We start from the raw sequence: 12,295 nt of genomic DNA, 5'->3' as shown, positions 1-12,295 counted from the left end.
AAGCCCCCTCTGGGGATAAGGGGCAATGGGGAAGACTCTGCCCAATACCCAATACCCCCTGCAATTCGCTTAAGTGGCAGCCTTAATAAGTTAGGCAATAGCATATCCTGTGTGTTGCCTAACATTTCGTGGGTGAAATCCCAATACAATTTTCTCTTTAGGAATTCCTGCTGCTACTAATCCGTAGGTAACACCATCTTCTGTGTCATCTCGTTGCACCCAAATTTTGCCATCAATAATATCAATATGAACTAAGCAACCGTGAATTCGCTTAACACCATCCCAGCCTAAATTTATCAGCAAATAACTGTCATTTTCGCTATCAAAGACTACTTTACATTCAATAACTGCGTGCGAATAAGGAATTTGTGTGTAGGGTACTAATACCTCTTTGATGATCCGTCGATAATTATCTAAGGTATCCATTGAATAATCTTCTCCGTTTCTGGATTAAAAACGAGTAACTTTAGATTCTCAGTTTCTATTAAAAGTGTACCAATTGGTTCCTCAAACAAAGCTGTAAATACGCTGTCGCGCACTGCCAAATATAATGTTCTTTTTGGTTCTAGGCGATGGATAACAGCACGATACATGATAAATCCCCCAATAGCATCTTTTAGGTCTGCCATTTCTGAGGGACTAACAAAACTTTTAATTTCTACAGCTATTTTTTTACTTCCTTGTTCTGCGGCTAAAAGTTGTTTAGCTCCTAAATCTACATACATATCTTTTTGACCCCACTTTAAATGTAGGGGGTCATCTGTAATTATCCAGCCTTCTTGAACTAACGCATTCTTAACAGCATCATGATAAATATCTCTTGCAGGCATATCAAAGTATATTAAAATCTTTATTTACTTGGAATGATTTACGTTTGTGGCGACACTGGCTGGTAATTTATTAGTTAACTCCAGTAAAAATAAGCATAATCTCACCTCTACCTCAGTGTAGCTCTGTATTCACGCGAAACAGTCGGATTTTTATTAAGGATGTTTACTCAATCCCCTATCTAATATGTAAAATGGTCAGCGTATCAAGCTTTGATCCAAGCGATCGCTTTATGTCCATTACAAAACGGCGGCTACCGACATTTTTACAGTTTGCCAAAAGTCCCAATCTTTCTCAGAAACTCATGCTCATCGGGTTAGCCATTACCCTATTTTTCATCTTCCTGGCATTCTTCGCTCCCGTATTCCAGGCTTGGGGATGGCTGCAAAACCCCAAAGATTTTCTTTCTAATCCAATTCACGAGCCACCCTCAGCTAAACATTGGTTTGGTACTAGTCGCCTGGGCTATGATGTGTTCTCCCGGACATTGTTCGGCGCTCAAGCTGCTTTGCAGGTGGTGATTTTGGCAACAGGGTTGAGTATGATTATCGGTGTACCTTTGGGGATGCTAAGTGGTTATCTCGGCGGTAAATTGGATAAAGTGTTGCTGTTCATTATGGATAGCATCTACACCCTACCGGGACTACTGCTATCTGTGACACTGGCGTTTGTGGTGGGGCGTGGGATATTAAATGCAGCGATCGCTATTAGCATTGCCTACATCCCCCAATATTACCGCGTTGTTCGCAACCACACCGTGAGCGTGAAAACTGAAGTCTTCATCGAAGCTGCTCAAGCAATGGGCGCTTCCACTTGGGTTGTGCTTTCTCGTTATCTGTTTTTCAACGTCATTCAAAGCGTACCCGTCCTATTCACACTCAACGCCGCTGATGCGATTTTGGTGTTGGGCGGTTTGGGTTTTTTGGGGCTAGGACTTCCCGAAGAAGTGGCAGAATGGGGACATGATTTAAAACAAGCCTTAGAAGCTCTACCTACTGGCATTTGGTGGACTACGCTTTTCCCCGGTTTAACGATGACATGCATGGTGGTAGGGTTATCACTACTTGGTGAAGGGTTAAACGAATTTGTCAATCCTCGTTTACGGAGAGAAAATAGAATCCGACAGTAATCATTGGTCAGTAGAGACGCTCAGTAGAGACGCGATTAATCGCGTCTGTACAATGGTCATTAGTTTTAGACAAAGGACAATGGACAATGGACAAATGACAAATAAACAATACAGAGATTTATATGAAAGATAATCTAACGTTAATTGCTGCCGCTACTGGCGGGTTTATCCTTTCCGTTGCTCTTGCTGGTATCTTAAGAGGTGCGCCAATTACAGCTTGGCAAGAGCAATCGAGTTTCCGCAGCACGACTTTTGCTAATTTACAGAAATCGGAGTTGAAAGCTGCGCGTCTTCTCCCAAGCGAAGACACTGCGCCAACAAATCGGGGGTGAAAACGACTCGCGCCCAATAATAGGGAATAGGGAATAGCTGTTCACCAATAATTACCAATGCCCCATGCCCAATGACAAATGACAAATGACAAATGACAAAATTCAAGTAATTGGCATTGATGTCGGAGGAACAGCAATTAAGCTGGGGCGTTTTGCAGATGATGGTACTTGTCTGCAATCTATGACTGTGGCAGCTCCCCAACCGACAACGCCGGAGGCTGTGCTGGCGGTGCTGATAGATGCGATCGCCCAAATTGATCCAGATAATCAAGCTGTTGCTATTGGTGTCGGTACTCCTGGCCCATCTGATGCAGCAGGACGCATTGCCAAAATCGCCATTAACTTACCTGGATGGCTTGATGTGCCTTTAGCAAACTGGCTAGAAGCTAAAACTGGCAAACCTACTGCGATCGCTAACGATGCTAATTGCGCTCTTTTGGGAGAAGCTTGGCTGGGAGCCGGTCGCCACTTTCAAAATCTGATTCTGCTAACTTTAGGTACTGGGGTTGGTGGCGCAATTATTCTTGATGGCAAACTATTTATTGGACATCAAGGAGCCGCCGGGGAATTGGGTTTAATTTCATTAAATCCTGATGGGCCAATTTGTAATAGTGGCAATCAAGGCTCTTTGGAACAATATGCCTGTGTGACTGCAATTCGCCGCCGCACTCTCAAGGAACCCATCGAATTGGGTGTTCTTGCCCAACAAGGAGATCCCACAGCATTGACTTTTTGGGAAGAATATGGTAGGAATTTGGGAATTGGTTTGACAAGTTTGATTTATGTCCTCACACCGCAAGCGATCGTCATTGGTGGTGGTATAAGTGGCAGCTTTGAGTTTTTCTTACCAGCAGTGAAAGCAGAAATTGAGAAGCGAGTGCAGCCTTTATCACGAGCGGGTTTACAAATATTGCCAGCGGAGTTAGGCAATTTTGCTGGGATAGTAGGTGCAGCAAAGTTGGCATGGCAACTCTATTCAGGATTTTAGATTATGGTTCAAACAATCCCAGCTAGAGACATCAGTCTTTACGAATTAGAAGAAAAATTTGGTTTGCAACTTGCCACAGACACCAATTTCTTTACAGAATGGACAGAAAACTTACCAACTCTGACTGATGGTGAACAGCAAGCGATCGCGCGAGTGAAAAGCAACTATTTAAACTTGAATAAGCACCGTCTGATGTCAGAAGAGGCGGTAAAGATGGTAGTGCTATCTCCTTTACTCGATTTAGCTGGATTTTATCAACCTCCTTTTGAGATTGAAACCGAGACTTCTGTTGAGATTTCTGCTGAAGACGAGAGCTTTATCGTTAAAGGAAACATTGATGTTCTTGTCATCCAAAAACGTTTTTGGGTACTTGTCATCGAATCTAAAAGCAGTAAATTTGATGTGATGACAGCCCTACCTCAAGCACTCACTTATATGCTTGCTCGTCCAAACCCTGCACAACCAACTTTTGGGTTACTAATCAACGGTAGAGAATTTGTTTTTATCAAATTGATTCAACAAGAACATCCTTGGTATGCACGCTCTTATGCCCTATCAATTGAACGTGATTCCGAACTACACCAAGTACTCAGTATATTGAAGCGCCTTGGAGAATTAATTGTAATTCGTAATTCGTAATACTAAGACAAAGAATATCCTGTCGCTTTCTTAACGTATTTCACAACTTTTTCATAAGATTCCGGATTACTCACAGGGTTGATGATGATAGGGATAGTACCATCTGGCAACCAAAAAGTTATCCTGCCGTTTGGTTCATGACAAAAAGAACTGATGCAGTTGAGATTAATTACATATTCATTTTTTTCGTAAATAATTTTTACCCAGTGGGCATGATCTACTTCCAACGCCGTCACACATTGTAAATAATCAAGAATCTTTTGATAATCTTCCAAGTTACTTTGCGGGTTAATTACTACTGGAATTGCACTATCGGGTAACCAAAAAGTAACCCTGCCATTCAGTTCATAACAAAAAGCATGGACACGCTCAAAATTCACTACATATTCTTTCCTCTCGTAAAGGATTCTCATCCAGTACGCCACAACATCTCCTCAAGTCCGAAATTTACGAATGATGCACCCTGTATGTCCAAGTCTACTGAAGCCTTAAGTTAATTTTGCTATGCACGAATTCAAAATTAAAAAAAATAATTATGAATTATGAATTTTTATGACACCTCTAATGGTGTTGGTTTACCAGATGTCGAGAGAGAAAGAGCGATCGCTGCTTGAATAAACCCTTTAAACAAGGGATGAGGGGTACTGGGGCGCGATTGAAATTCTGGATGAAATTGGCAAGCAAGGAAGAATGGGTGCTTGGGTAATTCTATAATTTCAACTAAGCGTCCATCGGGAGAAGTACCACTGATCACATAGCCAGACTTTAATAACAGATCGCGGTAAGCATTGTTGAACTCATATCGATGTCGATGTCGTTCATAAATTACATCTTCTTGATAAAGTTTAAAAGCCAGAGTATCAGGAAGAACACGACAAGGATATAGTCCTAAGCGCATTGTACCCCCTAAATCTACCACTTCGTGCTGTTCTGGCAATAAATTAATTACCGGATCAGTTGTATAGGCGTCAAATTCGGCACTGTTGGCATCTGTTAATCCCCCTACGTGCCTGGCCCATTCAATTACAGAACATTGCATTCCCAGGCATAAACCCAAAAAGGGAATTTGGCGATCGCGGGCATATTTAATGGCGGCAATTTTGCCATCCACTCCCCGAATACCAAAACCTCCTGGCACAACTATGCCATCGACACCCGCAAGATAATTTTCGGCTGGTTCAGTTTCCAAATCTTCTGAGTTCACCCAACGTAGGCGCACTTCGCCATAGGTGGAAATTGCAGCATGGTTCAGTGCCTCCACTACAGATAGATAGGCATCACTTAACTGCACATATTTACCGACGATGGCAATTTCTACCTCGTGCTTGGGACTATGTAACCGTTTTACCAGGGTTTGCCACTGCGTCAAATCTGGTTTACGTTGTTCCATTTGCAGCAACTTCAGCACTTGTTCTGCCATTCCTTCCCATTCCAGATTTAGCGGTACTTCATAGATACTTTTGGCATCTTGGGAAGTGATGACGCATTCTTCGGGCACATCGCAAGATCCAGACAATTTCTGCTTTAATCCCTTGGGTAAGGGGCGATCGCTCCGACAAACTAAAATATCTGGTTGAATGCCAATGGATCTCAGTTCTTTAACTGAATGCTGTGTTGGCTTAGTTTTCATCTCACCCGCAGAGGCAATCCACGGCACCAGCGTTACGTGCATATACAGTACATTCTGCCGTCCCACTTCTTTGCGGAACTGGCGAATTGCTTCCAAAAACGGCAGTGATTCAATGTCTCCCACCGTACCGCCGATTTCTGTAATCACTACAGAGGGATTTGTACTTTTAGCAACTCGCAGAATCCGATCTTTTATTTCATTGGTAATATGGGGAATCACCTGTACAGTACCGCCATTGTAGTCTCCGCGCCGCTCTTTATTGATTACTGCCTGGTAAATCGAGCCAGTAGTAACACAATTCAATCGTGACATTGAGGTATCGGTGAAGCGTTCGTAATGCCCCAAGTCCAAATCTGTCTCCGCACCATCCTGGGTAACGAATACTTCCCCATGCTGAAAGGGACTCATCGTGCCAGGATCGATATTGATATAAGGGTCAAGTTTGAGAATCGACACGGAATATTCGCGCGACTTGAGCAAACGCCCTAGACTTGCTGCTACAATGCCTTTACCAATACTGGAGACTACGCCTCCAGTTACAAAGATAAACTTAGTCATAGTCGTTTGAATTTCTAACAACTTCTAAAAATACATCCCGTCATTGTGCCACAGTTGTTGTGGTGTAGTTTTCTATGATTTTCCTGTGAAAAACTTTCTAGGATTAGTAATATTAGGCTGTATTCTCACCTCCTCAATAGCATTGGCCGAGCCATCTCTTATAGTCATTTTTCCCCAAACAAACTACCAGACAAGTGCCCAAAAAATCTTTTTTCTGGGCACTGCACCACCAGATGGTCAGGTTTTGATCAATAGTAAGCCAATTACCCGCAGCAAGGCTGGTCATTTTTCCCCTAGTTTCCCCTTGCAGTTGGGGGAGAATCTTTTTACTGTGCGTCACGACAATCAAGAACTCCAGATTAAAGTGACAAGGCTTACCACTGTACCTGAGTTACCACAGGGGTTAGCCTTTGCTAAAGATTCCCTGACTCCTGCATCTGACATTGCCAGATTACCAGGAGAACTAATTTGTTTTAGCGCGATCGCACCCCCCAATGCCAGTGTATCTGTCAACCTGGCTAATCAAACTATTGCCCTTTCACCCCAACCTCAACAGGCACAACTACCAAGTAATTTGGCAGCTCTGACAGGGCAAAATCAGCCTCATGCCCAGTCTAGCGTAGGCAATTATAAAGGTTGCACCACAGTGGCAACAGCCGCCGATCTGGGACAACCTCAGTTTCAACTGACGCTCAATGGCAAGACGATAACTCAACCAGGATCTGGTAAAATTCAAATCCTCTCAAGAGCACAGTTGCCAGTTTCTGAGGTAACGGCAGACGCAGGCGTTGCTCGGACTGGCCCGAGTACCGATTATTCTCGACTCACACCACTGCCCAAAGGCACACGCGCAACAGTAACAGGTAGGGAAGGTGAATGGTTGCGCCTAGACTACGGCGCTTGGATTAATAGTCAGGAAACCCGCATTCTACCTGGTGCCATTCCGCCACAGACAATAATTCGCAGTGTCGGATACCGTCAACTCCCTGGTGCGACAGAGATAGTTTTCCCCTTGCAAGTCCCCGTACCTGTGAGCGTACAACAAAGTGAGCAAGCTCTCGCTCTCACTCTCTACAATACTACTGCCCAAACGGACATAATTCGCCTGGATGATGACCCCCTAATTTCTCGCCTAGACTGGCAACAGGTGGCTCCAGAACAAGTAAAATACACCTTCAACCTCAAAAAAGCTCAACAGTGGGGATATAAGCTAAGATACGACGGTACAACCCTGGTTTTGGCTTTGCGTCATCCGCCTAAAATCGGGAACACAAGACACAAGCCTTTAGCTAATTTCAAGATTGTACTCGATCCAGGGCATGGCGGTAAAGAATCGGGTGCCAGTGGCCCAACTGGATATTTAGAAAAAGATGTCAATTTGGTGGTATCTAAGTTGCTGCGCGATGAGTTGGTCAAAGAAGGAGCAACGGTGGTGATGACGCGGGAGGATGATAAGGAGGTTTCCCTAGCAGAACGTCAGGCAATTATCAGTCAAGAAGAACCATGCATTGCTCTTTCTATACATCACAATTCACTACCCGATGATGGCGATGCCGAAAAAACCAAGGGATTTGCCGCTTTTTGGTATCAACCCCAAGCCCACAATCTTGCAATGTTTTTACATAACTATGTAATCAAAAAACTCGGCAGACCTGACTATGGTGTGTTTTGGGATAACCTGGCGCTGACACGTCCGACGGCTGCGCCATCAGTGTTGCTGGAATTGGGTTTTATGAGCAATCCTGATGAATTTGAGCAGATAGTGAACCCAGAGGAACAGAAAAAGATAGCAAATGCGATCGCTCAGGGGATTGCTGAGTGGTTTATGAGTGTTAGATAAATTTTGAGGTACAACTAGTGTTGTGCCCTTATTGTATTTGGTGGAGTGCGATCGCTCAGTAGCCAAGAAGTAGCCCGAAGTGGAAAGGAACTCTATCAAAGAAGTATCCGTGCCAAAGTTGAGACACAAGAGAACATTGGCAAAATTATCTCGATTAATGTTGAAACAGGAGATTACGAAATTGGTGATGATTTAGTCGAAATGAGTCTTCGATTACGATCCAAGCAAACCGATGCAGCACTTTGGGGAGAAAGAATTGGTTTTGATGCGGTTTATGCAGTTGGTGGTACATTGCTTAGGACGGCACAGTGATACACGGGACTGTAGTTGGACTTCAGGCAAGTCAGTTTCTCGCCAATAATATACCACAATCTTGACCAATGCAATACTGTCCATCTGGATGCAGGTGTTGCAAAACCTGAGCAATTGAGTCTGTGAGAATGATGGTTTGGGGATGCTCTTGAAAATTTTTTACAAACGTACCATCAGACTCTGGTAGTTGAGTGTGATCGGGAAATTGGGGCGGTATGGCAATATCAGCAAGTATTTCACTCATGCTTTGAAAAGTATTGCGGCTATTTTTGTAGTGCTTTACGCTTCCCATAAGGTATTACGAGCTAGTATAACACCTTGCTATATCTTGATTTCAGTGCTTGTAGAGTGCCAGAATTCTTTGGATTGCGAATAGAAATACATGAAATTAGGACTAGCCCTTTCAAGGTGGGTAAAATGTTAGTCAAAAAACCTCTTTTTAACTTCTTACCTCTGTGTTCTCTGCGTCTGTGTGGTTAGATAAATTACTTTTAACCACAGAGGCACAGAGGAGGGCAGTTGCGTGGGCGGGTTTCCCGACTTGAGCAAACTGCCCGTAGCGCAGAGAGAAAAAACGAGATTTTTCGAGTCACCTTGAAAGGGCTAGTCCTAGAAATCTTATATTTTGAAAGTGGATGTCTTTTAAAATAGGCGGCATAGTGGGAGCGATCGCTATTTTATTGAGTAATGGCAGTGCAATCGCCCAAGATGCATAAAGATATATCACTATTTTATAAGTAGGGGGAGCAGAGGAGCACAGGGGAAATAACCAATGCCCAATGCCCCTACCGAATGTACAGGTAGAAAATACTAAGGACAAAATAACGTGTCACGCGTATCTCGTCCTGTAATGGGATTAGTTCCTTTGGCAAGTTTGCACAATTTTTTTTGCTCATCTGAACGCAGCAGCGTATCGGTAAAATCTGCCCCGTCAATGATTGCACCATCAAATCTGGCGTTAGCAGCAAAAGCACCCTGCAATAGTGCATTTGTCAAATTTGCTCTAACTAAACGAGCTGAGTCTAAAGTGGCATTTGTCAAGTCAGATCTCTCCAAGTTCGCAGACTCCAAATTTGCTGCAAAGAAACTGACACCGTGCAAATTAGCGTGGCTGAAGTTGCTCTGGCGGAGATTAGCTTTGGTAAAGCTGGAGTCTGTTAAATCACGTCCTGAGAAATCAGTATCGACCAAAATTTCTTTATTATATTCGAGTGCCAAAGCTGTTGGAGCAAAACCTACGGTTGCAGTGATGCCAACTATTCCCCACAGGAATAAGCTGAGTATGATTGCCCAAATGTGATGGTCTGTTTTACGCTTCAACCCCAGTTTTGTTCGGGATGAGTCGAGCGTAGAACTCGCTGTGCGTAGGCGCAGCCCGCCGCAGGTATCGCTTAAGCTAGAATTCACAGAATTCATGATATTTTTAGTCAATGGCTAACCTTCCTCCATCTCATTATCCAGATATTGGTCATTTAGGAGAAGACCTAGTAGCCCAATGGTTGCAATCTACAGGTTGGGAAATTCTCCATCGCCGCTTTTCTAGCCGCTGGGGAGAAATCGATATCATCGCCCAACATGATGGAAGTACACGGGAAGCAGGGGAACAGGAGAGCAGAAAAGCAGTAGGACAACTCAGGACTCAGCACTCAATGCTGGCATTTGTTGAAGTCAAAACTCGCAGTTTAGGTAGTTGGGATGCAGGGGGAAGAAGTGCAATCACCCCTCAAAAGCAAGCAAAAATCTGGCGGACAGCTGGAATATTTTTAGCCCAGTGCCCTGAGAAGGCAGATTATTCTTGCCGATTTGATGTTGCTATTGTTTACTGTCAAAGGATATCAAAAAATCTGACTGGGGTTACAGCAACTCAGGAAGCTCTAGCTACTTCATCAGCAGCCGGATATAAGTTTAAGCTGCAAGAATACATTCTGGCAGCTTTCGACTCTTCAATTGATAATGGTTAATTGGTAATGGATAAAATATCTTGATTACCAATAATTTTGTAGCGGCGTTACAACCAAGATCGGATCACGCCAAAGTTTCTGGACAGTAGCCCAAGCCCCGGACAAACTGTTGCCGGAAGGCTTCGATTTCGTCTCTCTCTGGACTACCATGAGAAACGATCGCTACTTGATAGCGACGCATCACGTCTACAGGGCACTGTCCCGCTTCCAAACTCCAAAGTGCCATTTGTACCCTCATTGGCGGCTCGTAGCTAATTCCTAATTCATTTAGAAAAGCCCGAAAGTCGCCATCTTCTTGAGGCGAGACTTGACCTTTGAGTTTGATCCTAACCACCCAGCCATCAATTTGATGAATTACGGTGACGAAAGAAACTGGTGTCTGGGGTCTAGCGTGCAGGTGTTGAACGACCCTCAGGGTTAGACTGGCATTTGCCAGATAATACAAGTATTCCATGTTTGTTGGTGCTTGGGATCAAAGCCAATCCTACATATCTATCTTCGTCAATCAGTACCTGTTCCCGGTAGGGTAAAATCCCCCGTTTTTAGATGGGGAGGTTTACCCAATTTTTATGTTAAGTTTTCCGTGTTACTTAATAGTATCAATCTTATAGCCTAGCGAGAAAATTGAGCGAAGATGCCTTAAAGTTCCTTTAGAAGGGAAAGCTCAAACCAGCTTTTTTAAGAGAGTATAAATACTAAATAAACCAAAAACTAGTACAAGCCAATTTGAAAGACACCTCTAACCCACAAGAAAAAGATTTGAAATTAGATTGCTCGGTAGCTGGCTATGACTACAAACTACCTCCAGAACTCATTGCCCAAAACCCAGCAGTTCCTAGAGATAGCTCACGGTTACTGGTGATTAATTCTCTTACTACAGCCACCGAAACAGCACCCCTGCACCACATTTTTCATGATTTGCCTGCACTGCTACGCTCTGGTGATTTGTTAGTTATGAACAATACAAAAGTTATTCCAGCGCGGCTTTATGGCCATAAATCCACTGGTGCTAAAATCCAAGTGTTGCTGTTGGAAGAACGGCAGTATAACTGTTGGTTAGCTTTAGTTAAGCCAGGAAAAAGCTTCAAACAGGGAGCGAAGATTATTTTTGAAGCAAGGCAATTGGGCATTAGTGATTGGGAAGATTCCTATCCAGTCCCCAATCCCCAACTCACAGCTACGGTTCTAGAAACAGACACAGCAACCGGGGGGCGTTTGTTGCAATTTGATGTGCCAGAGGGAAAGTCTTTGGTGGAACTGTTAGAGGTATTTGGTGAAGTACCGCTACCACCGTACATCACTGCCTCGTCAGCTGCTGATGATCAGTATCAGACAGTTTATGCCAAACAGCCAGGAGCGATCGCATCTCCGACAGCAGGACTACATTTTACCCCAGAATTATTACAAAAGTTGCGCGATCGCAAAATCAGTCAAGCTTTTGTAACGCTGCACGTTGGTGTAGGCACATTTCGCCCCGTGGAAGTGGAGGATGTAACTACCCATCACATGCATGAAGAATGGATTGAAGTCCCCATTGCCACAGTAGAGCAAATCCGCGCCACTAAAGCAGATGGCGGTCGGATTATTGCTGTGGGAACAACGGCAGTACGAGCTTTAGAAGGGGCGGCTCAATCTGGGAATTTACAACCATTTTGTGGTAAAACAGACTTGTTTATTTATCCCGGCTACCAATGGCGGGTGGTTGATGGTCTGATTACCAATTTTCACCTACCGCGTTCCAGTTTGCTGATGTTAGTAAGTGCGCTAATTGGCAGACAACGGTTATTGAATATATACAACGAAGCGATCGCTTCACGGTATCGCTTTTATTCATTCGGCGATGCCATGCTAATTTTGCCGTCAGCCATAAGAGTCCTAAGTTAGGGGTGACGGCAATACGGTTCGCTAAAGTTTTAATCCGTCTACTGCGATTATTTGTAGGTTTTCTAGAAATGCTCCTGAGGTTTGAACTGTTATTGGGATTTGGGGCGTGAGTATCAATGGATGCTGTTGGCGAAATATTTCTTCACATTTGAAAAACCGACAATGCTTCCAGCAAGCAGAGTTTTAAGGAAAGT

14 protein-coding genes and 1 pseudogene are annotated in these 12,295 nt (G+C 43.8%); 8 read left to right on the top strand and 7 right to left on the bottom strand.

Going from position 1 to position 12,295, the window contains the following annotated elements; genetic code table 11:
* Positions 1-90: 90 nt before the first annotated feature.
* The gene (locus tag V7K46_RS10150) at positions 91-426 is read right to left on the bottom strand and encodes a XisI protein (RefSeq protein WP_335112647.1); all 336 of its coding nucleotides are present in this window, start codon (positions 424-426) and stop codon (positions 91-93) included.
* Positions 414-830, bottom strand: a complete 417-nt coding sequence (locus tag V7K46_RS10145; protein ID WP_335112646.1) for an element excision factor XisH family protein — start codon at positions 828-830, stop codon at positions 414-416. The genes V7K46_RS10150 and V7K46_RS10145 overlap by 13 nt, the downstream gene beginning before the upstream one ends.
* 230 nt (positions 831-1,060) lie before the next feature.
* On the opposite strand from V7K46_RS10145, the gene V7K46_RS10140 reads away from it, so the two are divergent.
* The 4 genes from V7K46_RS10140 (at position 1,061) to V7K46_RS10125 (ending at position 3,916) form a co-directional block, all read left to right on the top strand.
* Positions 1,061-1,957 carry an ABC transporter permease gene (locus tag V7K46_RS10140; protein ID WP_335112645.1) on the top strand — a complete coding sequence of 299 codons (897 nt, stop codon included), beginning with the start codon at positions 1,061-1,063 and terminating at the stop codon, positions 1,955-1,957.
* 122 nt (positions 1,958-2,079) lie between these two features.
* A complete protein-coding gene (locus tag V7K46_RS10135) occupies positions 2,080-2,289 on the top strand; it encodes a hypothetical protein (RefSeq protein WP_335112644.1) in 210 nt (69 codons plus the stop codon).
* 85 nt (positions 2,290-2,374) lie between these two features.
* Positions 2,375-3,277, top strand: coding sequence for an ROK family protein (locus V7K46_RS10130; RefSeq protein ID WP_335112643.1), 903 nt, complete (start codon positions 2,375-2,377; stop codon positions 3,275-3,277).
* A gap of 3 nt (positions 3,278-3,280) precedes the next feature.
* The gene (locus tag V7K46_RS10125; protein ID WP_335112642.1) at positions 3,281-3,916 is read left to right on the top strand and encodes a type I restriction endonuclease subunit R; all 636 of its coding nucleotides are present in this window, start codon (positions 3,281-3,283) and stop codon (positions 3,914-3,916) included.
* A 2-nt stretch (positions 3,917-3,918) separates the two neighbouring features.
* Here V7K46_RS10125 and V7K46_RS10120 read toward each other — a convergent pair whose 3' ends face one another.
* Positions 3,919-4,341: a hypothetical protein gene (locus V7K46_RS10120; RefSeq protein ID WP_335112641.1), complete on the bottom strand. Its 423-nt coding sequence runs from the start codon at positions 4,339-4,341 to the stop codon at positions 3,919-3,921.
* A 125-nt stretch (positions 4,342-4,466) separates the two neighbouring features.
* Positions 4,467-6,104: a CTP synthase gene (locus V7K46_RS10115; RefSeq protein WP_335112639.1), complete on the bottom strand. Its 1,638-nt coding sequence runs from the start codon at positions 6,102-6,104 to the stop codon at positions 4,467-4,469.
* An 85-nt stretch (positions 6,105-6,189) separates the two neighbouring features.
* Between V7K46_RS10115 and V7K46_RS10110 the strand changes: the two genes are divergently transcribed.
* Together V7K46_RS10110 and V7K46_RS10105 are read left to right on the top strand one after the other, a co-directional pair.
* Positions 6,190-7,944 (top strand): N-acetylmuramoyl-L-alanine amidase, encoded by a 1,755-nt coding sequence (locus tag V7K46_RS10110; protein ID WP_335112637.1) that lies wholly within the window; start codon positions 6,190-6,192, stop codon positions 7,942-7,944.
* 45 nt (positions 7,945-7,989) lie between these two features.
* Positions 7,990-8,256 (top strand): hypothetical protein, encoded by a 267-nt coding sequence (locus tag V7K46_RS10105; RefSeq protein WP_335112635.1) that lies wholly within the window; start codon positions 7,990-7,992, stop codon positions 8,254-8,256.
* Positions 8,257-8,277: 21 nt separating this feature from the next.
* Here V7K46_RS10105 and V7K46_RS10100 read toward each other — a convergent pair.
* Positions 8,278-8,500: pseudogene (locus tag V7K46_RS10100) on the bottom strand (Uma2 family endonuclease); the annotation flags it as partial.
* 566 nt (positions 8,501-9,066) lie between these two features.
* Positions 9,067-9,663, bottom strand: a complete 597-nt coding sequence (locus V7K46_RS10095) for a pentapeptide repeat-containing protein (RefSeq protein WP_442939826.1) — start codon at positions 9,661-9,663, stop codon at positions 9,067-9,069.
* 23 nt (positions 9,664-9,686) lie between these two features.
* Between V7K46_RS10095 and V7K46_RS10090 the strand changes: the two genes are divergently transcribed.
* Positions 9,687-10,217 (top strand): YraN family protein, encoded by a 531-nt coding sequence (locus V7K46_RS10090; protein WP_335112633.1) that lies wholly within the window; start codon positions 9,687-9,689, stop codon positions 10,215-10,217.
* A gap of 64 nt (positions 10,218-10,281) precedes the next feature.
* On the opposite strand, the gene V7K46_RS10085 is transcribed toward V7K46_RS10090, so the two are convergent.
* Positions 10,282-10,671: a hypothetical protein gene (locus V7K46_RS10085; RefSeq protein ID WP_012412259.1), complete on the bottom strand. Its 390-nt coding sequence runs from the start codon at positions 10,669-10,671 to the stop codon at positions 10,282-10,284.
* 272 nt (positions 10,672-10,943) lie between these two features.
* On the opposite strand from V7K46_RS10085, the gene queA reads away from it, so the two are divergent.
* Positions 10,944-12,101 carry a tRNA preQ1(34) S-adenosylmethionine ribosyltransferase-isomerase QueA gene (gene queA / locus V7K46_RS10080; protein ID WP_442939823.1) on the top strand — a complete coding sequence of 386 codons (1,158 nt, stop codon included), beginning with the start codon at positions 10,944-10,946 and terminating at the stop codon, positions 12,099-12,101.
* Positions 12,102-12,295: the final 194 nt, after the last annotated feature.

The sequence above is a fragment of the Nostoc sp. genome, from assembly GCF_036917395.1.
Taxonomy (GTDB): domain Bacteria; phylum Cyanobacteriota; class Cyanobacteriia; order Cyanobacteriales; family Nostocaceae; genus Nostoc.
Note: the sequence above shows the minus strand (reverse complement) of the source record. Positions and strands in the feature narration are given on the sequence as shown.

Bases quoted from the DNA above. Each gene is read 5' to 3' on its own strand.
- V7K46_RS10150 (WP_335112647.1), bottom strand. From the start codon at position 426: ATGGATACCTTAGATAATTATCGACGGATCATCAAAGAGGTATTAGTA.
- V7K46_RS10145 (WP_335112646.1), bottom strand. From the start codon at position 830: ATGCCTGCAAGAGATATTTATCATGATGCTGTTAAGAATGCGTTAGTT.
- V7K46_RS10140 (WP_335112645.1), top strand. From the start codon at position 1,061: ATGTCCATTACAAAACGGCGGCTACCGACATTTTTACAGTTTGCCAAA.
- V7K46_RS10135 (WP_335112644.1), top strand. From the start codon at position 2,080: ATGAAAGATAATCTAACGTTAATTGCTGCCGCTACTGGCGGGTTTATC.
- V7K46_RS10130 (WP_335112643.1), top strand. From the start codon at position 2,375: ATGACAAATGACAAAATTCAAGTAATTGGCATTGATGTCGGAGGAACA.
- V7K46_RS10125 (WP_335112642.1), top strand. From the start codon at position 3,281: ATGGTTCAAACAATCCCAGCTAGAGACATCAGTCTTTACGAATTAGAA.
- V7K46_RS10115 (WP_335112639.1), bottom strand. From the start codon at position 6,104: ATGACTAAGTTTATCTTTGTAACTGGAGGCGTAGTCTCCAGTATTGGT.
- V7K46_RS10090 (WP_335112633.1), top strand. From the start codon at position 9,687: ATGGCTAACCTTCCTCCATCTCATTATCCAGATATTGGTCATTTAGGA.
- V7K46_RS10085 (WP_012412259.1), bottom strand. From the start codon at position 10,671: ATGGAATACTTGTATTATCTGGCAAATGCCAGTCTAACCCTGAGGGTC.